Below are 22,225 nucleotides of genomic sequence, written 5' to 3' on the forward strand. Positions count from 1 at the left end.
GGGAGATGAGACACCGCAATGAAAAAGTTCCTTATCCTGAGCACAGTTTGTTTATTTGCTCAAAACACCGCAACCGTAGCCAAAGCGAGCAGCAACCCCGATAAACATAAAAATCACGCTCCCCTTGCCGCAAAAAAATCGGCCAAATTGCCGAAAGCTAAGGATGAGAATGTTGACGTCGTCTCGCGCAAGACTGCAGGCGGCGGCATGATGGTAAAACAGACATCTGCCAAAACGATAAGCTCACTTTCCCATAGCTATATCGAAATGCAGTCCCCCACCTCCACAATTGAGTCACTGATCCAGACAGTGCCCGGTGTCGTTTCTGCCAGTGAAGGTCCTCTCACCACGTCATTTTCTACCATTCATATTCGTGGCATGGCGCAGGCAGAAATTGGTGTCACGCTTGAAGGTATGCCCGCAGCCAACCCATTTACCTACAGCACCTATACCCCTTCTCTCGTTGATAGTGAGAATATGGGACAGGTGAATGTAATGCAGGGTTCGGTGGACATTAATTCACCAACCTACAACGCAACAGGCGCTGAAGTTTCCGCCACCGTGCGCCACCCGATGGATCGCCAGAATGTGCATGTTGCAGCCTCTGGTGGGTCTTACGGCACCAACAAAGACTTTATCCGCTACGATACGGGAGAAATCGGGCATTCCGGCGTACGGGGTTTTGTATCAGGTTCCTACGCACGGAGTGATATGTGGCGTGGTGCTGGTGATATCCGCAAATGGCATGTGGATGCAGCGCTTACAAAAAGCTGGGCACCCGGTAGCCATTCAGAGGCCATTTTTGGTTTTACCGATGCCGCTCAAGGTGAATGGCTTTACCCCTCCTTGGCGAACTGGAAAACCTACGGCACAAAATACGGCCTGAACAACCAGTATTACAACGGCGATACGCACTACGTTGGGCTTAACGGCAAAAATACCGGGGCTATTTATGGCACATTAAAAAACCATTTCAGCTTTGGCCATGGCCTGAGCCTGGATGCACAGGCCTATTCTGTTGAATTTCATGGTCCTTATTATTACGGAGAAACTGTGCCCGTTGCTAATGGTTACGCGGGGGCAGAAAAATACGCACATCTTGATGATTATAAAAACCTGCCTGGATATGATCCATCCGTAAGCAAATTAACATCTGTTGAAGTTTCAGACTGGTATACAATTTCCTCCGGCTTAACGCTTACCGGACATTGGAAGCATAAGTTCAATACGCTTAACTTTACCTATTGGTATTCTTACGCTCAGGAAGCAGCCTCCCAGAAGTTTTACCCTGTGAATGGCAGTGGGCATTGGAACTCCAATGGCGCCCCCCTTACAGCCAACGGCGGTCTGCTTATTAACGAAGATAATGAAAACGCCTTACAGCAGTTGAATAGCTTTGCCGTGGACGACAAAATGTCGTTCCTGCATGACCGCCTGACTATTGATGGTGGCATTAGAATGGTCATGGCTAACCGCCAATACACCCAGGATCTACCAGGCGTAACGGCAAGCAAATCCATTAAAAACGTGTTTGTTCCCTCACCACAGGTGCTTATCAATTACCGCTTTAATCCGAACCATCAGATCTATGTAAACGGCACAACCGGTTACCACTTGCCAGCGGGGCTGAGTTCACAGCTTGCCTCTTACAGCTACAACAATGGCAAGGCGACATCTCTCCCGATGTCTGATTACAAGCCGGAATACATGATTACGGAAGAAATAGGCTATCGCTACAGCGGCCTGTTTATGGCCAATCTGGCCGGCTTTCATTATAACGTAACCAACCATCAGGTTTCGGCTGTAAGCTATGAACCGGGCTCAACATCAACAATTTCACAGTTGATCAACGCCGGTGGCATGGAGGCCTATGGTATTCAGGCTGAACTTGCCTCGCGCCCCTGGCACCACGTTAGTGCTTATGCATCTGGCCAGTATATGCACACTAAAAACGGAAACAACATTGCCTATGCAGGAGATTATCTTGCAACAAAGGGCAAGCAAGAAGTTGGCGCACCCCAATTCTCAGGCTCATTGGGGCTGACTTATAATGATGGCAAATGGTTCGGCAACTTTACGCTGCAATATACTGGCACCCAATACGCCACGCTTATGAACGACCAGAGCATTCCCGGTTACGTTACGGCCAACCTTGGCTTTGGCAGACGCTTGCCGCAAATTGGCCACGTCTCTCCTAAAATCAAGCTGAACCTCGTAAACCTTGGCGATAACCACTATCTGTCTTCAATGTATGGTTATACAACAAACGCCAAAACACAGCATGGTGTGCTTACGGGCAAAAGCCTGTCTGGTTCACAGCCCACCTACGTTATCGGTTCTCCGTTTGTGGTCACTGCTACTCTTTCTGCTGATTTTTAATTCCATACATCACTATAATATTTAAGCGGCTCTGCGCTCTGTTTCTTAAAAGTAATGCGCAGAGCCGTTCTGTTTCATACAGTTATTCCAGAAATATCTGATCTTTCTATTTTTGCAGGTTGTTTGCGTTATTTTCCATTCAACCTCCGGTAAATGCCGATTACGCACATGGCATAAATGTTTTGATGCTTGACATTTATTTCGCACTTCCCCCATTTTAACATCGTTAAGTTTGGGTGGTTTTGAAAGTGAATCTGTTTTTCTGCCTATTCTTTCACTGGAAACATGCTAACCGAAAAACACCGAACACTGATCACAGAAAAGTCTTCTTGCCCGCATGATACCCAGACCCTCCCATAGGTTCCTCTCTGTTTTACTCGTTCCTCTGGTTAGCGGGTGTACATTTCGGGGGGCACCTTCCTTCCCTATCGTTGGTGCTTATTTTCCTGCTTGGATGGTGTGCGGAATAACGGGTATTGCGGTCGCACTAACCTTGCGCGTTATTTTCCTCCTAACCGGAATTGATGCTCTTTTGAGCTTTCGTCTTTTTACCTATGTTGCTTTGGGTGTTCTGGCTGCCTTGGCATTATGGGTATTTGTATTTGGGCCAGGTTAATGCAACACGTGCGTATTTCAGGCAAGAAGCCCTTAGGTATTCTTATTGCAGTTACCTGTATTGGAGCGGCAAGCCTATGCGGTATTGTTGTTGCCCATAAAAGCAATAGTTATCCAAGTTCCGACAGTGCAAGCATTGATGCCGAACTGGTGCATGTAGCCTCCACCGTGGGTGGACGCCTGATTGACCTGCGGGTTCACGTTAACCAGCATGTGCACAAAGGCGATGTATTGTACCGTCTGGACCCGGAACCTTACATGCTAACCGTAAGGCAAGCCGAAGCCAATCTGGAACTGGCAAATGCTGAAGTAGACAACCAGAAGCGACTTGTTGGTGTTAAAACCGCCAATGCTGCCGTAGCTACGGACCAGATTACCCGCGCCCAAACAAACCGCGATCTTGCTGCCCGCACAACAGAACGCCTGAAACCCCTAGCCGGAAAAGCCTATATTCCATGGCAAGAATACGATCAGGCACGGGTAGCACTGCATAACGCTGAAGTTTCATTGGCGCAGGCTCACCAACAATCTGTTGCCGCAGATATGGCGGTGGGTGACCTTAAAAGCTCTCTGGCGGCACAAGCAGCAAGTCTGGCCGCACTGGATCATGCGCGCTATGAACTCCGCCAGACAACTGTAACCGCCCCTGCTGATGGATACGTTACCAGCTTACAAGTAAAGCCCGGTGAGGTTCTGGCACCATCACAAGTGCTGTTTACCCTGATTGCAGATGATGCATGGTACGTTACCGCCCCCATCCGTGAAATTCACCTTTCTTCCATTCATGCAGGCGATTGTGTCACGGTTTATTCCATGATCGATCGGCATACGCCGTTACATGGGCATGTAGAAAGTATTGGTTGGGGCATTATGTCTGCTGATACAACCATTCTTGCGCGCGCACTCCCTATTGTGCCACGGCAGATGGATTGGGTGCATGTTGCCCAGCGTTTTCCTGTGCGTATCAAGATAGATGATATACGGCCTGAACTGTTACGCATGGGAGCCACTGCTAATGTAGAGATCCGGTATGGTGCCGCCTGCCACTGACCTCTCCCCCGAGCAAGGTGAGCAAGATAGGAATAATTCTCCTAAACTCACACTCTCACGCATATGGGCGTTAGTGTGCAACCCAGCACCCGGTCGCCTTGGGTATGCTTTGCGTATGGCTGCAGGGTGCACAGCCACGGTGTTGGTTGGAGAAGTATGGCAAGTGCCTGATCTGGCCGTGCCAGCCCTTGTTACCATGGCATTGTGGCAGAAAGACCGCGTTACCAATGCTGTGGCTGCTATTGGCCTTAACATCATTATTCTTTTTCTATTGGCCTTTGTTTACGGGCTTATCCGGCTTACGCTGGATCATCCACTTTGGCTGATTATTGTTATTGCGCTGCTCTCTTTTGGGTTTTTCTTTCTGGGGTCAGCCAGCAAACTCAAGCCTGTGGCCTATATGCTTGGGCTGATTATCGTTTACGCCCTTATTGCCATTGATCAGGTTCCCGTAGGGGAAATTGTAACCCGCGCCGTGCTGTACGCAGACCTTTTTCTGGCTGTGCCGGGTGCAGTCATGGTTGTGCTTGGGCTATTTATCTGCCCTTCCCCCAAAACACTCCTGACAGAAGGTATAACGGAACGCCTTAAGCTTTCCATTTCCTTATTACAAAACCCGGATCCCGCATTGCTTGATCATGCAAGCACCCTTCTAAACACAGGGGCTTCTGAGATGATGCGCAATGTCAAAATGGCCAAGCTGGAAAAAATCTGGTCACCGCAGGATCTGGCCTGCCTACAACAAGCCGCAAATGCCAGCGTTGCCGTTTTGGCTCTTTCATGCAACGCCGCACGCTCAGGTGCAACCGCGTCTGCTGAGTTGCTGGGCACGCTTACTGAAATGGTGACAATCTTTGCTCAAGGAGATTATCCTACCAGTATTACTCCTCCTGCAAACCCAGAAAAAAACGTAACGCTACGCAACTTGGCCTCCCTTCTACCAACCTTCACCACACCGATAACAGAGGACTCCAAAAAATCTGAAGAGAAATCAGGTTTTTTCGCGCCTGATGCATTTAGTAATCCTGATCATATTCGCTTTGCCGTAAAAGGTACTGCCGCGGTTATGAGCAGTTATCTTTTATTCAAAATGCTAGATTGGCCAGGCATTCACACCTGTATCATCACATGTTTTATTGTCGCACTCCCCACTACGGGTGAGATGATATCTAAATTAACACTTCGTATTACCGGTGCTCTTATTGGTGGAGTGATTGGTATTTTAAGTATTATTTGGGTTATGCCGCACCTTGATGGCATAACCGGCTTTCTGGTGCTTGTTTTTGGCGTGTCACTTCTGGCGGCTTGGGTCAAAGCGGGTAATCAGCGGATCGCCTATGCAGGATTTCAGATTGGTCTGGCTTTCTATCTGACCGATCTGAACGGCTATGGCCCTACAAGTGATATGACAACAGCGAGAGACCGCATTGTCGGGATCATGATTGGTAATTTTATTACTTACGCCATTTTCACCAGTTTCTGGCCCGCAAGTGCCCGTAATCTGGTGCCAGCAAAGCTGAAAGCTATTTTCCAACTTTTACGCAAACAGGAACAGGCTCCCACGATTCAGCAACGCGAGGCCCTGTTTGCGCAAGCTCAAAGCGCATTGGATGCCGCAAAACTGACGCTGGAATACACTCAGACGGAACCAGTCAATCCGGGCGCAAGCACACAGCAACTCCAGCACCAATTGGCTACGTGGCATAGCACATTGATCCAGGCTGATCATTTAGCTACCACCTTGCTGGAAGATACCCCAGCGCACACCACCGCATATATCGAACAACTGGAACACAACGCACAATGACCCATAATCCTTTCCGTCTTGTTGCTTGTTGTGCGGTTATGATGCTTTGTGGATGTGCAACGCAGGAACTGGAAACAGCCCCTTCCCAGCCAAACGCACCATGGGAACCAAATCTTTCTGCTAATGGTGAAATCAAACCCGGGCGTGCAAATGCCCACGGCCTGGTTCTGCCACCAGGCTATACGCTGCCGTCCAACAAGCAGATTGAAATACGCCCGGCTGATGCCGCCATAACAACACAGGCAGGACACGCTTACAGTCTGGCAGAATTGATTGACATTGCCCAATCCACCAACCCCGATACACGCCGGGCATGGGATACTGCACGAGATGCCGCATTGGCCGTAGGCATAGCCAAAAGCACGTATCTTCCGCGCCTTACTGCAACAGTCGTCGGCGGTTATAACCGTGCACGCAATAATGGTGATACTCCCAGCATCAGCAATGGAGGTGCTGCGGGAGAAATATTTAATGGTGGGGTTACCAATTTTAATAACCTTATTGGGGGCATGCGTAATTCGCGCTCAGGTGCCGGGGAAATTCAAACATTAGGTTTGGAATGGTTGCTTTTTGATTTTGGCAAGCGAGAGGCAGTTCTTGCTGCCGTTCAACAAGCCCAGATTGGCGCGAATATTCTATTTACCGCAGAACATCAGAAAATTATCTATAGTGTGACGATCGCTTTCTATACACATGCGGCAGCCGTATCCCGCGTGCATTTTCTGGAAAAAGCACTAGAAAACGCCAAACGCGTGCAGGAAGCCGCGCAAGCGCGCCTTAAACATGGGCAAGGCACTATTGTAGATGTTACACAAGCCCAACAGGCTACGGCCCAAACAGAACTCCGTCTTGTTCAGGCACAAGGCGATGTTGAAAACACGTATCTGGAACTTGTTAACGCTATCGGCATTTCGCCCCGCACTCATTTTGAAACAGAGAATATATCTGGCAGACCTTTGGCATTGGATGATACGCGCCTGAGTGATGCCTTTATTCAACAAGCTGTTTCTCGGCGCGCAGATGTTCTTGCAGCGTATGCCCATGCAAAAGCCGCTAGAAGCCAGGTTGCTGCTGCTAAAAGCGAATTTCTGCCAAAGATTTTTGTAACCGGAAACGTGGCCTATACAACCGGCCACTTGGCACTTTCTTCTGTACCGGGCGTAGGGAGTGATTCCTCTCCCACCCTCAACCTCTCTTCCAATTCGCTCAGCAGTGTTATTCTTGGTGGCGTTTCCGTGCCAATTTTTGATGGTGGTATGCGGGCTGCACAACTTAAACAGGCACAGGATCAAGCTGATAGTGCCAACGCAGCTTTACAGAAAACGGTTGATTCATCCGTTAAACAAATTGTGGTAGCAGAAAATGCCCTACACACAAGCTTGGCCGCTTATGCATCCTCCGGCAAACTTGAAACAGCCGCACAAACAGCTTTTGATGCCGCATATGCTGCCTACCGCAATGGTGTTGGGTCTATTGTACAAACGTCTCTAGCTGAAAATGGCTTGGTAGATGCAACACTCAGCCATTCCGATGCCTATTATGCCACACTTATTGCAGCAGCTGGGCTGGCATTCGGCACCGGGGCGCTTGACCACACCACGCCAGAATATCAGCCTTATTAAACTCTTTCTGTATCCGCCAAGTTATGCAGCAGGTTCCAGTTCTGCGGCCTGCACTGCTGCAACCTTTACTGCTGGGGCATGCCAACGCCCTTCATCTACATCCTTAATTTCCCTATCAATTTCACGCACTACCTGCCGTGAAAATGGGCCGAGATGCAAATAAAGTGCGCTCGTCATAACCACATAAGGTATTGCCTTGGGGTTGTGCAGGCCACAATCAAGCATCATACGCCAGAACTGTTTGGCTGTTCCGGGGCCTGCACGATGAATACGGAAAAGCAATCGGATAAAGCTGCGCAAATCACCCCGTATCATTTTATGGGCACGCTCACGCTTAAGCATCCGTCCCATTCTGCGGACACGACCAAAATATGCAACCGGATTATAAATTTCTGCCAGCACGGTTCTGTAATCATTCAATACATCGCGGCGAGGCCGGTTTGTTTCAAAATTCAGCCCCGCCGTGCACTGATCCCCAGATTGCGTCTGCTCGCCCCCAGAAAATAGCCGCCCCTCTGCCAGCAGACGCCGTGTAAGCTGTGTTGTTGGCAGAGCATATAGTAACCCAACCATGCAAACCGGAATGGCTGTATCTTCAATACAGTCCACCATCCCTGCTGCAACACTGCCTTTTTCGCTATCAAAGCCAACAATAAAACCAGCATTTACAAAAATGCCGGCTTCATGAATTTTGGTAATGCTTTCTTGCAGGCTGCGTCGGGTATTCTGCTTTTTCTGCGTCATCACCAACGTATCTGTATCGGGGCTTTCTATCCCGATAAATACAGCAAAGAAATTTGTCTCTGCCAGACCGCGCAGCAAATCCGTATCATCTGCAAGATTGATGGATGCTTCGGTTGAAAACTCAAACGGAAATTTCTTTTTATTCTGCCAGAGTTTCAAGTCCGGCAAAAATTTCTTGAGCGCTTTTTTATTGCCAATCAGATTATCATCAACAAAATCCACATGCCCCCGATAACCAAGAGCATATAAAGCATCCAGTTCAGCAAGAACCTGCGCGTTTGTTTTGGTCCGCGGCACACGCCCATACAGCTCAATAATATCGCAGAACTCGCAGCTAAACGGGCACCCGCGTGAGAACTGAATACCTACATGCAGGTACTGGTCCAGCTTTAACAGATCAAAGCGCGGCAAAGGGCTTTTGGTAACGTCTGTTTTGCCCATAGGAGCCTTAAAGACGCCCTGCGTATCTCCCCTACGCCAAGCTGTTATGAAATCAATCATGATTTCTTCCGCTTCACCCAGCACCTGAAAATTTGCTGCGCTATACAGATCTGGGCTGGAGGTAACATCTGGGCCTCCAACCACCACAGGCTTATTGCTGGCACGGCACATTTCTATAATGCGTAGGGCATCATTTCTTTGGGGAAGCATTCCGCCGGTCATGACCATATCCGCCCAAGCGAAATCATCATCGGTCAAAAGCTCGGTATTCCGGTTCACCAACCTCACCTCCCAGTTTTTGGGAAGCAGCGCTGCAACCGTAATCAAACCAAGGGGAGCTGCCGGATAACGTGCCCCAGCCAGATCACAGGCTTCTTTATAATTCCAGAATGAATTGGCGTTAAAAAGAGGGAAGATCATCAAGACCTTGCAGCTATCGGTCGTCACAGAGATATCCTTTGATTGAACAGCTGATCACAATCAAAGTGGACGATATCTCGCTCTCTTCGACGGCGCACAGCCCCCTGCAGGGCTTGGGTTTCCTATGGAGGGTGAAGTGCTCTGGACACCTTCCATATGGGCGTCGTTCTGAGAGCAGAGAGCGGCAAGAGCCAGCAAAAGGTCGTTACACGACCTTTCATCTGAGTGAATGCTGCTTATACGCTCAAGAGCGCATGTATTGCAAATCAATCACTGTTCCAGAAGAAAATGACATACCAAGGTGCGCATTACCTTGGCAGGATATTTCCCGCCGTGAACGCTCGCGCTCTACAGCTTAGATCATCAAGGCAGTTTTATTGGGGCAGATTCTTTGCCAATCTCAGATGCTCTTCAAGCGTTGGCACGGTACTGGCAGCCCATTTTTTCAGGGCAGGATTATCCCCATTCTTTGCGTAACGCTGGAAAAGCGAGAGAGCATTTTCATGCGCTGTTATCTGATCTTCCCGGTACTGCCGCACAAAACTTTCACCATGCAGACCATGGAGCGTATCAAGCTTTTTTTGGCTCGATTCATCCACATCAACTGGCAGCGTATTGTTCATGTTGTTATCGCTCACAATCTGCTTCAGCTCCGCCGAAGTTTTGTGGTGATCTTCTATCATTTTAGATGCAAAATCTTTAAGAGAAGGCTCTGAAAGTGCTTGTTGACTGGATTGAATCTCAAAAAGATCACTCCATACAACAGCCTGAATAAAATCATCTGTTTTAGGTGCTATGCCCATAACAGAATTGATGCCTGTCCGTTCTGGTAAAGATTCAGCAAGCGCTGGCGCAGCAACACACAAAGCCGCAACAAGAAAGTACATTTTTTTCATTAGTATTGTCCTTTTGGAAGCGGTGATTTTCTTACAGAAAAGATAAATCCGCACAGTGCGCACTGTGTTGAACGGCACCCTTTACTAAAGGTTTCACACCATCAAAGAACAATTTTCTCTTTAAATAATTTTTATTTACAAAATAACTTTTAAAAATTTGGAAACTTTGTTTCTCAAAAGAAAATCTTGGCCTCATGCACATATCAAAAAGCCGGATGCGACAAAGCGACATCCGGCTCTAAACAATAGCATCTTCTAATATGGCTGTATCAGAGATCAGCGCTTACTGAAAACTTAAATGTTTCCGGGTCACCCATAACCAGATCGCTCTGATAAACAGAGGCCCAATAGCGTTGGTTTCCAACGTTATCGACTTCAAACCGTGCCGTAAGAGGTTTGTTATGCACCAAAAAGGTATAACGCGCCCCCAGATCAAACCGGGACCATGCAGGCAAATGTGCTGAATTAACGTTATTAAACTGCTGCTTGCCAGTACTGACCACACGACCAACAAGCGTTAGCCCTTTTACGAAGGGGACATCGTATTCCAGATTGCCGTTAATTGTATAATTTGGAACACCAATAACGGTCTTGCCATTATATTCCCCACCCGCTGTATGCACCTGCTTGGCATCAATCAGCGTGAGACCTCCATTAAACCGTAAACCGCGTAGGATTTCTCCGTTGAATGTCAGCTCCATACCCCGGTTTCTCTGCTTACCACTTTGGGTATAGATAGATTCACCCGTATCTCCGTAGGGTTCTGTCATGCCATACGGCATGGATGTCTGGAAAAATGCAACACCAGCAGAAAAACGGCCCACGTCATACTTTGCACCTACCTCGTACTGCGTGCTCTGATACGGCGCAAAGGTTTGCCCCGCATTTACGTAGGTGGAACCAACAGTCGTGCCTGCAGAAAGCCCCTGAATACGGTTGAAATACAACGCAAAATTCTTAACCGGGTGCACAACAAGGCCAATAACAGGCGAAAAGGCTGAAGAATTATAATGCGAAAGTAGGCTACCACTTCCGTAATTATAGGAATCTGACAGGATATCCTGATAACGAAAGCCTCCTGTCAAAGCGATACGATCGTGCCAGAAAGTCATCGTATCTGACAGAAACAAACTATAGAGCTTATTCCATGAAACGCGTCCCGGGTTGCGCAGGCTCCCTCCGGCATATGTTTCATTGGGCGTAAACTGGGTGGGATGATAAATGTTTCCAGATTCCCCTACCAAGCTCATGGCATAGGCTGCATCTGATTCTTCCCAAATTGCAGAACCACCCGCATTGATTTCGTGCTTGATAAAACCTGTGTTGACATGCGCACGCACACCCGCCTGCGTTGCCTCGTTCATCACATTATAAGCATCTGCCATGGCCCCCACAGATCCATCTCCTGTACGAGAATTGGTAAGCGTGGTTGTGGCATAATTACCCATTTCGTTCCCACTCTGGGCGCCAAATTTTGCGTAGGTGGTAATATGCTCACCAAAGTCATGTTCAATATTCAACGTGCCGAACAGGTAGGACAAATCTGTATAAGCCCAGCGCTGTCCCCAATTTTTTGATGGAGATGTTGCCTTGGGCGTAGGCATATCCGTTGCAAGACTGGAAACAATAATGGCACTGCGTCCACCAAAAACCTGCTGTTTCTGGTAGTTCATGTTCATATTGATGCGCGTATCATCATTATGCCAATCAAAGGAACCGCCAAGGGCAATATCATCATGCCGTTCCCCCTTGATGGGTGTTTCGCCATCCATGCCTGCGGCATTGAAGCGGAAACCATAAGCACGGTCTTTGCCAAAACGGCGGCTAAGATCAAAAGCGCCACCACCCTGCCCGCTGCTTGTATAATCACCTGTTACACGCGTGATATCGGTAGAAGCTGCGCGTTTGGGAATAAGATTGACATTGCCGCCAATGGCAGATCCGCCCGGCGCAGCACCATTCAAAAACGCGCTGGCACCGTTAAGAACCTGAACTGAATCATAGAGTTGTGGTGAAACAAGCTGGCGTGGCGTTACACCATACAAGCCATCAATCGCAATATCATCGCCATACAGGGTAAAGCCACGTATCTGGAAAAGCTGAGCGTAATTACCATACCCCATTGTTGTACGAACAGTTGGGTCATTCAGCAGAACATCTCCAAGCGTTTGGGACTGCTGATTCAGAATAAGGCTGGAATTATAGCTCCGTATATTAAACGGAACATCTAACCCCTTTTTATGCCCTAATGCCCCTAGATCCCCTCCGTTGGTGACATACATACGGTTATTACGCGATGCCTTAACAACCAGATCCTCCTGCTTGGCTGCAACTGGTGTCTGTTTGTTTTGCCCCTGCTCCGCCTTTTTTGCCTGATCTGTATTTGGCTGTTTTTTAGCTGCAAGTGGCGCACGAACAGCCTTCTGTGACGATGCTACATCTTCTGCTCGCACGTAATTAGAAAAGAAAACGCCTTCTCCAACACCTGCAAGCAGGCTGGAAACACAAAGCGTATGCAAACAAAACACACGAAAACTCATGGCAAGGCTCACTGCATGGGAACGGCCCGCGCCTTATTAAGCAACTAAGAATAAATTGCAAGTACGTACTTCCATGAGTTTTTGTTGGGTCTTCCGCAAGGCTCTCAAACTCTAACTGAATCAAAAAAGGGGTAGGACAATGCCTACCCCCTTGCCAAAATTGATGGCTCTTATTGAGCGCCAAGCAAGAATAGCGTGTATTATGCGGCTGGCCGCGCAGTTACCCCCAAACGATAACCTTCCCGCTGAAGCACCTTGATTGAATCCTCGGAATACTTTGCCACGAGAGATGAAACATCCCCCGGCGCACACCAGAATCCCAAAGTGACCTGAATATTTGCGGGTTTGGGTAAAAAGGAAACCGAAGCAGCCGGATCTTTCAAAACCAGCGGATCCTGTTCTGTCAGCCCCAGCAACAATGCGCGTGCTTTATCAAGATCATCATTGTAATCAATCAGTAAGCTAACTGAGCCCAAAAGCCTGTCAGATTCCGAGCTGTTAATAACAATGTTGTTTGAGAGTGTTCCGTTGGGAACATAAATAATTTCGTGGTTTGCATCCAGCAGTACAGTGCGAAACATCTCAATGGATGTCACCGTGCCTGAACTGCCACCTGCAGTAATGGAATCCCCCACCTTGAAAGGACGGAACAGCAGAATCAAAACACCGCCAGCAAAGTTTGCAAGGCTACCCTGTAGCGCCATACCAACAGCCAAGCCTGCTGCACCCAACACCGCAACAAAGGATGTGGTTGCAATACCTACCATGGAGGCAACGCTAATAAGCAAAAGAGCTTTTAAGAACAGCCCCACAACGCTAAGCAGAAAACCACGTAATGTAGGCTCTATATGGCTGGCGGTCATCATCCGGCCCATTGCCCGCGTTACAGCGTTAACAACTTTCCAGCCTACAAAAAGAACAATCAATGCCAGAACAAACTGGCTTACATACCCTAACAATACAGGCAATAGCCCGCTTAATTGCGCCCAAATTGAATGAACCTGATTTTCCATAATCATCCCTAAATCATATTTCGCGGTTGCTACACGGCAGCATGTAGCGCCCGCACCTTCCTGACATGGTAGGATATGTCACGGCTATCCGTCATCATTATGGCCTGACTAAAATTTATACATATTGTTGTGAATTGGTTAACCACACATCGCCACCGCACTGAGGCGTCCGGGCGTGAGGCCGGCTTCTGCGGCACACAGTGCCATCACTCTGTGCATATACCTTCATGATATTGAAAGCATATGCACCTGTTCGGCACCAAAATCACACAACTGTGATCCGTATTTTATTATCCAAAATGCAAGGATCACATTTCAAGGCAATGGGCACTATGGGTTCTGCCCTGTCACACGCCATACAACATTGCCAACATCATCAGCAACCAACAGTGCTCCTGAACGATCAAGTGCCAAGCCTACCGGCCGCCCATGCACATGTGCTTCATCAGATGTTAAAAAGCCCGTCAGAACATCAATAGGCATTCCTGCTGGCTGACCATCGGCAAACGGCACATAGATAACTTTGTAGCCACTTTTAGGCCTACGGTTCCATGATCCATGTTGCGCCACAAACAACCCATGTCGCCAAGCATCAGGAAGTTGGATGGCATCATGAGAAAACGCAATCCCGATGGATGCCGTATGCGCCCCAACCGCGTAATCAGGCACAACAGCTTGAGCCACAAGATCGGGACGCTGAGGTGAAACACGGCTATCAACATGCTGGCCGTAATAGCTATACGGCCAACCATAAAACGCCCCTTCCTTCACGGCGGTAATGTAATCGGGCACAAGGTCACTGCCTATTTCATCCCGCTCATTTACCGCTACCCATAGGGCACCGCTATCTGGTTCAAAAGCCAAGCCATTGGGGTTACGCAGGCCGGTTGCATATGGGGTGAGCTTTCCTGTGGACAGGTCAAGTTTGTCTATCCGCGCCCGCCCTTCTTCAACCTCCATACCGTTATCGGCAACATTGCTATTGGATCCGATAGTTACGTACAGAAAGCTGCCATCTGGGCTGGCAAGCAAGTTTTTAGTCCAATGATGGTTATATCCTGCAGGTAGGTCCACCACTTTGGTACCCGGCGTATTAATCTGCGTATCGCCATCATGATAAGTAAAACGCAAAATCTCATTGGCATTGGCCACATAGAGATCATTCCCTATCAGAGCCATCCCAAACGGAGAATAAAGATGATCCAGAAAAACCGTGCGCGTATCTACAGTTCCGTTCCCTGATGTATCACGCAGCAGAATAATCCGGTTGGGGCTGGCATCCCCCGCCCCTGCTTTGCCCATAACAAATCCGGCAATACGGCTTTTAACAGTTTTAACATCTGTTTTGGGGGAGTTGCTCTCGGCCACCAGAATATCACCGTTGGGCAATTTATAGAGCCATCGCGGGTGGTTCAGGTTTTTTGCATAAGCCGTAACAGCCAGCCCCTGTGCGGGTGATGGAGCCTGCGTGCCCGACCACCCAATAGGCGTTGCAATATTAACCGTTGGGAACAAGGTATGGTTGGGTTTTGGAAGATCAGGACTAGGACCAAACCCGGCGGCAACGGGCAGCACTGCTGCTTCTGGATGCAATAAAAGTTTCCACCCAGCAGCACTGATAACCGCAAGGCTCAGCACGCCAACGCTACCCCAGTACACCCATGTTTTCATAACATTCTCTCGGTTCTATGTTACGACCAAGATCATGCACCCAACAAGGAAACCTTTGCTCCATTCCTTGAAAGAAAAAACAAGAACAGAACAAGCTTAAGCACAACAGCATGATCGTCTGGTCAATGCGTAGTGCCTGTGTAACATCCGAACATCTTGGCAGGTTCCACTATCTGCCACTTATATTACCTGCTGCACCCAATAATGGCGCCACCCACATATGTTGGGGTGGCGCCTTTTTATTATGGGAACCAGCGCCGTCCGCACCGATAAGCAATAAGGTAAAGCCCCATATACACAACGGGAATAAAGAAAATAATCCGTTCGAGATCACCCATCATGGTCAGATTTCCTCATCGGATGAAAGGTTGGATTGAGCATCCAGCATAATAGCCCCTGCCCCAGAAATCAGAATGATCATGACCGTGCCGATCACCCACGCAAAATACCAAGGCCCCTGGTCCCCCACAAACACGGCAAACAGTAGGGAAACCACAAGAACAACCGCCAGACCGGCCAGACGCAAAAGCTTTGTCATCACGACCTCACAATCAGTAGCTATGGGTATCGTTTACGACATCAGCGGTATGAACCTTCCCGCGCATGACGTAATAACACCACGAAGTGTAGGATAGAATAATCGGCACAAAAATGGCGGCCACAGCCAACATACAGCCCAAGCCATATTCACTTGCCGTGCTGTTCCATACCGTCAGACTTTGATCTGGCACGGTGGAGGATGGCATAAGGAATGGAAACATGGCGCAGCCAACAGTCATGATGGTGCCTGCCCATGCACCCAGCCCCAACCACCAGGCCACTACAGTGCGGCCAGCCGCCAGCATGGCAGAACCTGCCAACATACAAACCACCCCCACAACAGGCAGCGCCCACAAGGCAGGATGATTATGGAAATTATGCATCCACCCACCAGCAACTATGGCGACTGATTGCCCATGTAGCGGGTTTGCTAGCATGGCAGGATTAACCGGAGCCTGCATGACAAATCCGGGCAAAAACTGCATCCACACGCCACCAGCCACAAACAGGATGGCCGCAAATATACCTCCGGCAATGGCGTAATGCCGAGCACGCGCCCAAATTGGGTTATCGGCCCGCAGCATCAGCATAGCCCCACCCTGATAAATGCTCAGGCTAACGGACATAAGGCCACACAGAATGGCAAAGGGGTTGAGCAGATAAGACAGGAAGGATTCATCCTGATAATACTGCCCCGTCCATCCAAAATGATATCCTACCCCTTCCAGAATATTCCCAAAGGCTGCACCGTAGATAAACATCGGCACAAAGCCCGAAACAAGAAACACCCAATCCCAGCTTGCGCGCCATAGTCTGCTATCTGCCTTGGAACGATATTCAAACGCGACTGGACGTAAGATCATGCTGAACAGCAGCGTGATCATGACCACGTAAAAAACCGAGAACGATGTACCGTAGAGTGTGGGAAAAGCGGCAAAAATTGCCCCTCCTCCCAAAATGAACCACACCTGGTTGCCATCCCAATGCGGGCCAATAATGTTAAGTGCTGTACGGCGTTCGGCATCATTGCGCCCTACAAAGCGCAATAATGTGCCAACCCCCATATCCATGCCCACCATGGTGCCAAGGCCGATAAACAGCACACCCAGCATAACGGCCCAGACTATTTTCAGTATCGCGTAAAGTTCCATATCACCGTGTCCTGTCAGGAGGCCGTGGAGTGCATGTCAAAGGCAGACGGTTTGGGAGCAGCATGCTGAGCATGGGGTTCCATACTGTCGTGTTCTGGCCCCAGACGCGCAAACTTGAACATGAGGTAAAGTTCTGCGGCAATAAACACACTGTAAAGCAGCACAAACCCGATAAGCGAAAACACCATGTAAGACACACCGTGGCTTGAGGCAGACAGGAATGTTGGCAGCCAGCCAAATACTGTCCACGGTTGACGGCCTGCTTCAGCCGTAATCCACCCAAACTCTGTTGCCAAAATTGGCAAAGGGATAGACCACATACACAGTTTTAGAAGAAGTTTGTTATGCTCCAGACGACGCTTTAGACTGATATATGCAGAGATAGCAAACAGCGCGAAGAACCATAGGGAGAGAAACACCATAAACCGAAAAGACCAGAATGTAACAAACACGTTGGGGAGAATATCGGGCTGGGTTGCTTTCACCACAGTATCAATCTGATTTTCAGGAATATTCGTAACATCCTGATTGGGCGCGTGTCGGGCTGCCAACAGGCCATACCCCATATCCTGCTCATGCTGCGTAAACAGAGCAAGATCTGCATCGCTATGCGTTACACCATAGCGGCGCAAGGCGCTTACAGCCTCAATACCCGAACGAATACGCGGTCCGGCAGCATCTTCCAGTTCATGCATACCGGTAATAGGCTGATCAAACGTATGGGTAATCAGCGGGGTAAGTACAAGCGGCACACCTACTTCAAAATGGTTTTCCTGCTTGGCATCATCTGGCAGCGCGGCCAAAATCCACGGCTCAAACGGTGGTTTACTGGTATGCCAAAGGCCTTCAATTGCCGCAATTTTGGTCGGCTGCTTTTCATAATCCAACCGCCCCAGCACATCTCCCAGCGTGATAACTGCCACGGTGGAGATAATGCCAAACAATGCCGCCATACGGAATGAACGCGCTGCAAACTGCCGGTGCTGGCCGCGCAAAAGATAAAAAGCACTAATCCCCATTACAAACATTGCCGCAGAAACGTAACCCGCAACAGATGTATGTACAAACTTGGCCTGTGCATCTGGGTTGAAAACCAGATTTACAAAGCTTTCAAACTGCATGCGCATGGTTTCTGGATCAAAATGCGCACCTTCGGGCACATTCATCCCGGCATTGGCAATCAGTATCCACAGGGCTGACAAATTGGAGCCTAGGGCTACCAGATAAGTAACGGCTAGGTGTGCCTGCTTGCTTAGCCGATCCCACCCAAAAAACATGAGACCTACAAAGGTAGATTCCATAAAAAAGGCCATCAGGCCTTCAATAGCCAAGGGCGTGCCAAACATATCCCCAAAGAAGTGAGAATACATGGACCAGTTGGTGCCAAACTCAAATTCCATTGTGATGCCGGTTGCAACCCCAATGGCAAAGTTGATACCGAACAGTTTGCCCCAAAACTGCGCCATATCTTTATAAATCTGCCGGCCGGTAACGACGTAAACCGTCTCCATAGCTGCCAGCATGAATGTAAGGCCAAGGGTAAGCGGCACAAACATGAAGTGGTACAATGCCGTCAACGCAAATTGAAAGCGCGACAGATCGACGACATTGGGATCAATAAATTCCACCGTCAGATCTCCTGATTACGGTAAAAGCAAATAAGGGTTTTGGGTGGGTCAGGTCATCGTCGGATCATGGCGCTCTCCCGGCCTCATGAAACCGGCCTTCTTCAACGCGCACGATACGGTCCATCAATCCGGCCACTGCAGGATTATGGGTAATGCACATTATGGTTGTTTGCGGCGGTAGAGCAGCAAGCAAGGCGGCCATAAGCTCCTGCTCCGTCTGCGCATCCAGACCTTCGGTCGGCTCATCCAGAATGATCCAGGCTGGTGCTCGCAGCACAACCTGCGCTATAACCAACCGCCGTGCCTGCCCGCCAGAAAGGCGAACACCTCCTTCTCCAATCAAGGTATCCAGACCTGCTGGCTCAGCGTGTGTAAACTTTGCCAGCTGCGCTATCTGTAATGCCCGCCACATTTTTTCCTCTGTGGCGTTGGGGTTGGCAATCATCAGGTTACGCCGGATACTGCCCTGAAACAGGTGATAATCCTGCGCCACCACGCCAATGTGCTGCGCCATGATATCAGCATCGACGTTTTTCAGATCAACGTTACCAAAACTGGCTGTTCCTTTCTGATAATCATAAAAACGGAACAGCAGATTTATCAGCGTACTTTTGCCTGCCCCTGATGGCCCAACCAGAGCAACATGCTCTCCTTGCCGGATCAACAGGTTGGCGTGCCGTAGCGCCCAGTGTTTTGCTTCTGGGTAACGCATTCCCAAGTTACAAAAACACAAATCCAATGCTTGAACTGGCGAGGCTATTACAGCAGGTACAGGCACACATGGAGGCTGATCACATACAGCAAATACGCGGCGTGCAGCCACTCGCACATGCCCAAGCAATTGCCACGCTGCCGGTAAAGGCCCCACTACATCAAATGCAGCAAGCCCGCTCAATGCCAACATAGGCAAACACGCTGCGGAAAGCGTGCCTGCATGATAAGCATGCGTAGCAAGAGCCAACATTGCCACCGCGCTTAACGTGCCAATAACCGTGCTGAGACAACGCGCCCCACCTTGAAGCAGCAAAATCCTTTGGCGGCATAAGCGAATATTGGTTTGCTGGTCTGCAATATGTTTTTGCACGCTGTTTGCAGCGCCAAGAAACATGAATTCGCCCATACCTTGTAAGATTTCCGCCATATCTGCATGCATAATATCTTGCTGAACGCTGATCTGCGCGGTCGCTTTTGCTGAAAGCTTGGCTGTTGCTAGTGGAATAATAGTTCCGCACAGCAACAGACTTGCAGCCAAAACCAAAGCTGCTGAAAAAGAAAATAGGCCTGTTACAGTCACATATACTACGCAGCAGATAGCAGCCGCGGCAAAAGGCAGCATAACTTCCAGGTAAACCTGCCCCATCCGGTCTGTATCAGACACAAAGCGGAACAGCATATCCCCACTACGTTGCCGAGCTAGAACGGCAGGAGCCTGAGGTGCAAGCCTCTCAAAACTCCACGCACGCACCTGCCCAATAAACCGTAGCGTGGCATCATGCGTCACCACACGTTCCAGATACCGCGCAAGAATACGCACAGTGGCAAAAAACCTGACACCTACTGCTGGCAAGAAGATGTTAAAGGCATTTTGTGCTACAATTCCGCCAAGGCCCGCTATTGCCGCAGCAGCCAAAAGCCAGCCGGACAAAAACAGCAGCCCAAAATTAGCCAGAGATGCAAATACTGCCAGCACAAGCCCTATCAGCATTTCGCGCCGAATAGGCTTTATCAGCACGGCAAGGCGTAAAAACGGTGTCATGCTGCGTGCTCCAACATATGTGGGCCGCTAAAAACCTGCCCCTTATGCACCCGCAACACTTGCCGTGCGTGATTGATGATTGCCCCACGATGAGCGATCACAATAACAATACGATCAAGTGCAACACGCGCGATGGCGGCAGCAACACGTTGCTCAGTTTCGGGATCAAGATGAGCTGTGGGCTCATCCAGAATGAGAACTTGCGGGTCCCGCAACAACACACGTGCCAGCGCCAAACGCTGCACCTGCCCGCCAGACAGACATACCCCACGCTCTCCTATGGGGGTATCAAACCCCTGAGGCAGAGCTTCGATAAACGACAATGCATCAGCTTGCCGCGCAACGTTACGAAGGCATTCAACATCTGCTTGTGGGTTTGCCAGACGTAGGTTTTCCGCCACTGTGCCATGTATAAGGCAAGGCCGCTGTGGCACCCAACCAATGCAAGATTGCCAATGCGTATGTATTTGGCCATGAACATCTTTTGCAACAATACGCCCAGCAACAGGCGATAATAGGCCAAGCAGAAGGCGCACCAGCGTTGTTTTACCTGCGCCACTTTCCCCTGTTATCAAGCTAACTGTGCCACGATTGAATGTACAGTTTACACGAGACAAAACGGGTCTGTTTTCTTCATACTTTGCTGATATATTCTCACAGTTTACAGATAGAAGTGGCTCTATCATTGGCTGCTGAGTATGATCTACAACTCCTGCTGGAAGTGCAAAAAGTTTGCTGATCCCGGCCATAGCTGCAGTTGCATTTTGGCGTGCATGATAACTGGCAGAAAAAGCCCGCAGCGGCATAAAATACTCTGGCGCCAAAAGCAGCACTAAAAAAGCAGACTGAAAATCTGCTTTCCCCTCCAGCAAGCGTGCACCGAACACAACGGCTACAAGCGCAATGGACAGGCTGGCAAAAAACTCCAGCACTGCCGAGGTAAGAAATGCCACTTTCATGACGGACATGGTTGTACAGCGATATTCATCTGCCATACCTGCCACCGCGGCAACAGCATCCTTTGCACGACCAAACAGCCGCAGGCTCGTCATCCCCTGCAATGCATCCAGAAAGGATGAACCTAGCAGCAGAAGTTGGGTCCACTGTCGGTCCATAATAGCCTGAGCCCGATACCCAACCAGCGCCATAAAAACAGGAATAAGCGGCCCGGTGCAGGCCAGAATTAAGAAGCTCCAGCCATCCAGATGCAAAACAGTGGCCAATATCATAAACGGCAACACCACCATCATGGCGGCGCGTGGAATATACTGGGCAAAATAGGGTTCCAACCCTTCTAGCCCGGCATCCAGCACCGTAACTGTTTCCCCTGTTGTGTAGTTGGCCATCCCTACAGGCCCGACATGAAACAGATGCTGTAGCAGTTCATTCCGCAATTTGGAGATAAGACGCAGGCTGCCTTGGGCAGCAACAATATCAGCCCCCCATTGCAAGAGCGCACGCCCAACCAGCAAAATTACCAGCCACCCTAAGGCTGGAACTTCAGCCTCCAACGCGTGATGCCTAAAAGCTAGATCTGCAACAATTTGTGCAAAAACAGTAAGTTGTAAGACCAATAATACAGCAGCAACTCCACCAAGCAGCACGGATACACCAAGCCAAAGGCTTATGCGCCGCGTAAAGCCCACAAGGGTTTTGTTGCTCGAAGATTGCATCATCACTTTCACACTCACTGCCCCCTCACCCCCACAAAGGAACGGGGAATGATAAGGGCACCGCCTTTATTCATTGTTTATGTAATTATGTATTTATTTATGTCAAGGTAGGGAAAGAAGGAGGTTTTTTGAAATATGCCTTTTTACTAAGAAAAATCTCTCTCGAATGGAGATATCCTCTCCATTAACTTACATATTTTTATTAACTATTTTGAAGGCAGAAAAAGTGTGCGGCAGCATGGTCATACAAGCAAAACGCGCAACATGATGAGGTCACGA

At 49.1% G+C, this 22,225-nt stretch carries 15 protein-coding genes; 5 read left to right on the forward strand and 10 right to left on the reverse strand.

Annotated elements, in window-relative coordinates; all coding sequences use genetic code 11:
- Positions 1 to 18 precede the first annotated feature (18 nt).
- From EOV40_RS07080 to EOV40_RS07100, 5 genes are all read left to right on the forward strand, one after another.
- Entirely contained in the window at positions 19 to 2,379 is a 2,361-nt protein-coding gene (locus tag EOV40_RS07080; RefSeq protein WP_128105485.1) for a TonB-dependent receptor, read from the forward strand.
- A gap of 454 nt (positions 2,380 to 2,833) precedes the next feature.
- Complete coding sequence (locus tag EOV40_RS15250) at positions 2,834 to 2,995, forward strand: hypothetical protein (RefSeq protein ID WP_230844528.1); 162 nt, start codon at positions 2,834 to 2,836, stop codon at positions 2,993 to 2,995.
- Positions 2,968 to 4,044 carry a multidrug transporter subunit MdtN gene (mdtN, locus tag EOV40_RS07090; protein WP_208729107.1) on the forward strand — a complete coding sequence of 359 codons (1,077 nt, stop codon included), beginning with the start codon at positions 2,968 to 2,970 and terminating at the stop codon, positions 4,042 to 4,044. Before EOV40_RS15250 ends, mdtN begins: the two co-directional genes overlap by 28 nt.
- Positions 4,025 to 5,851 (forward strand): FUSC family protein, encoded by a 1,827-nt coding sequence (locus EOV40_RS07095; RefSeq protein ID WP_128105488.1) that lies wholly within the window; start codon positions 4,025 to 4,027, stop codon positions 5,849 to 5,851. Before mdtN ends, EOV40_RS07095 begins: the two co-directional genes overlap by 20 nt.
- Positions 5,848 to 7,473, forward strand: a complete 1,626-nt coding sequence (locus EOV40_RS07100) for a TolC family protein (protein ID WP_128105489.1) — start codon at positions 5,848 to 5,850, stop codon at positions 7,471 to 7,473. Before EOV40_RS07095 ends, EOV40_RS07100 begins: the two co-directional genes overlap by 4 nt.
- 21 nt (positions 7,474 to 7,494) lie before the next feature.
- On the opposite strand, the gene EOV40_RS07105 is transcribed toward EOV40_RS07100, so the two are convergent.
- The 10 genes from EOV40_RS07105 to cydD form a co-directional block, all read right to left on the reverse strand.
- On the reverse strand, positions 7,495 to 9,105 hold the full coding sequence (locus EOV40_RS07105; RefSeq protein ID WP_208729109.1) for a B12-binding domain-containing radical SAM protein: 1,611 nt from the start codon (positions 9,103 to 9,105) through the stop codon (positions 7,495 to 7,497).
- Positions 9,106 to 9,452: 347 nt separating this feature from the next.
- Entirely contained in the window at positions 9,453 to 9,974 is a 522-nt protein-coding gene (locus EOV40_RS07110) for a DUF4142 domain-containing protein (protein ID WP_128106212.1), read from the reverse strand.
- A 269-nt stretch (positions 9,975 to 10,243) separates the two neighbouring features.
- Positions 10,244 to 12,514: a TonB-dependent receptor gene (locus EOV40_RS07115; RefSeq protein WP_128105490.1), complete on the reverse strand. Its 2,271-nt coding sequence runs from the start codon at positions 12,512 to 12,514 to the stop codon at positions 10,244 to 10,246.
- A gap of 200 nt (positions 12,515 to 12,714) precedes the next feature.
- Entirely contained in the window at positions 12,715 to 13,533 is an 819-nt protein-coding gene (locus EOV40_RS07120; protein WP_128105491.1) for a mechanosensitive ion channel family protein, read from the reverse strand.
- 324 nt (positions 13,534 to 13,857) lie between these two features.
- Complete coding sequence (locus tag EOV40_RS07125; protein WP_050820009.1) at positions 13,858 to 15,198, reverse strand: PQQ-dependent sugar dehydrogenase; 1,341 nt, start codon at positions 15,196 to 15,198, stop codon at positions 13,858 to 13,860.
- Positions 15,199 to 15,541: 343 nt separating this feature from the next.
- A complete protein-coding gene (locus EOV40_RS07130; RefSeq protein ID WP_019087756.1) occupies positions 15,542 to 15,736 on the reverse strand; it encodes a hypothetical protein in 195 nt (64 codons plus the stop codon).
- A gap of 13 nt (positions 15,737 to 15,749) precedes the next feature.
- Positions 15,750 to 16,889 (reverse strand): cytochrome d ubiquinol oxidase subunit II, encoded by a 1,140-nt coding sequence (gene cydB, locus EOV40_RS07135; RefSeq protein ID WP_128105492.1) that lies wholly within the window; start codon positions 16,887 to 16,889, stop codon positions 15,750 to 15,752.
- Between the two features lie 14 nt (positions 16,890 to 16,903).
- Entirely contained in the window at positions 16,904 to 18,517 is a 1,614-nt protein-coding gene (locus EOV40_RS07140; protein ID WP_128105493.1) for a cytochrome ubiquinol oxidase subunit I, read from the reverse strand.
- Between the two features lie 64 nt (positions 18,518 to 18,581).
- Positions 18,582 to 20,273, reverse strand: a complete 1,692-nt coding sequence (cydC, locus tag EOV40_RS07145) for a thiol reductant ABC exporter subunit CydC (RefSeq protein ID WP_128105494.1) — start codon at positions 20,271 to 20,273, stop codon at positions 18,582 to 18,584.
- Positions 20,270 to 21,958 carry a thiol reductant ABC exporter subunit CydD gene (gene cydD / locus EOV40_RS07150; RefSeq protein ID WP_128106213.1) on the reverse strand — a complete coding sequence of 563 codons (1,689 nt, stop codon included), beginning with the start codon at positions 21,956 to 21,958 and terminating at the stop codon, positions 20,270 to 20,272. Before cydD ends, cydC begins: the two co-directional genes overlap by 4 nt.
- Between the last annotated feature and the right edge of the window lie 267 nt (positions 21,959 to 22,225).

The sequence above is a fragment of the Acetobacter oryzoeni genome, from assembly GCF_004014775.2.
Lineage (GTDB): Bacteria > Pseudomonadota > Alphaproteobacteria > Acetobacterales > Acetobacteraceae > Acetobacter > Acetobacter oryzoeni.

Coding starts and splice junctions, on each gene's coding strand:
- EOV40_RS07115 (WP_128105490.1), bottom strand. CDS start 12,514: ATGAGTTTTCGTGTGTTTTGTTTGCATACGCTTTGTGTTTCCAGCCTG.
- cydC (WP_128105494.1), bottom strand. CDS start 20,273: ATGACACCGTTTTTACGCCTTGCCGTGCTGATAAAGCCTATTCGGCGC.
- EOV40_RS07120 (WP_128105491.1), bottom strand. CDS start 13,533: ATGATTATGGAAAATCAGGTTCATTCAATTTGGGCGCAATTAAGCGGG.
- EOV40_RS15250 (WP_230844528.1), top strand. CDS start 2,834: ATGGTGTGCGGAATAACGGGTATTGCGGTCGCACTAACCTTGCGCGTT.
- EOV40_RS07080 (WP_128105485.1), top strand. CDS start 19: ATGAAAAAGTTCCTTATCCTGAGCACAGTTTGTTTATTTGCTCAAAAC.
- mdtN (WP_208729107.1), top strand. CDS start 2,968: ATGGGTATTTGTATTTGGGCCAGGTTAATGCAACACGTGCGTATTTCA.
- EOV40_RS07130 (WP_019087756.1), bottom strand. CDS start 15,736: ATGACAAAGCTTTTGCGTCTGGCCGGTCTGGCGGTTGTTCTTGTGGTT.
- EOV40_RS07110 (WP_128106212.1), bottom strand. CDS start 9,974: ATGAAAAAAATGTACTTTCTTGTTGCGGCTTTGTGTGTTGCTGCGCCA.
- EOV40_RS07095 (WP_128105488.1), top strand. CDS start 4,025: ATGGTGCCGCCTGCCACTGACCTCTCCCCCGAGCAAGGTGAGCAAGAT.
- EOV40_RS07125 (WP_050820009.1), bottom strand. CDS start 15,198: ATGAAAACATGGGTGTACTGGGGTAGCGTTGGCGTGCTGAGCCTTGCG.
- cydB (WP_128105492.1), bottom strand. CDS start 16,889: ATGGAACTTTACGCGATACTGAAAATAGTCTGGGCCGTTATGCTGGGT.
- EOV40_RS07100 (WP_128105489.1), top strand. CDS start 5,848: ATGACCCATAATCCTTTCCGTCTTGTTGCTTGTTGTGCGGTTATGATG.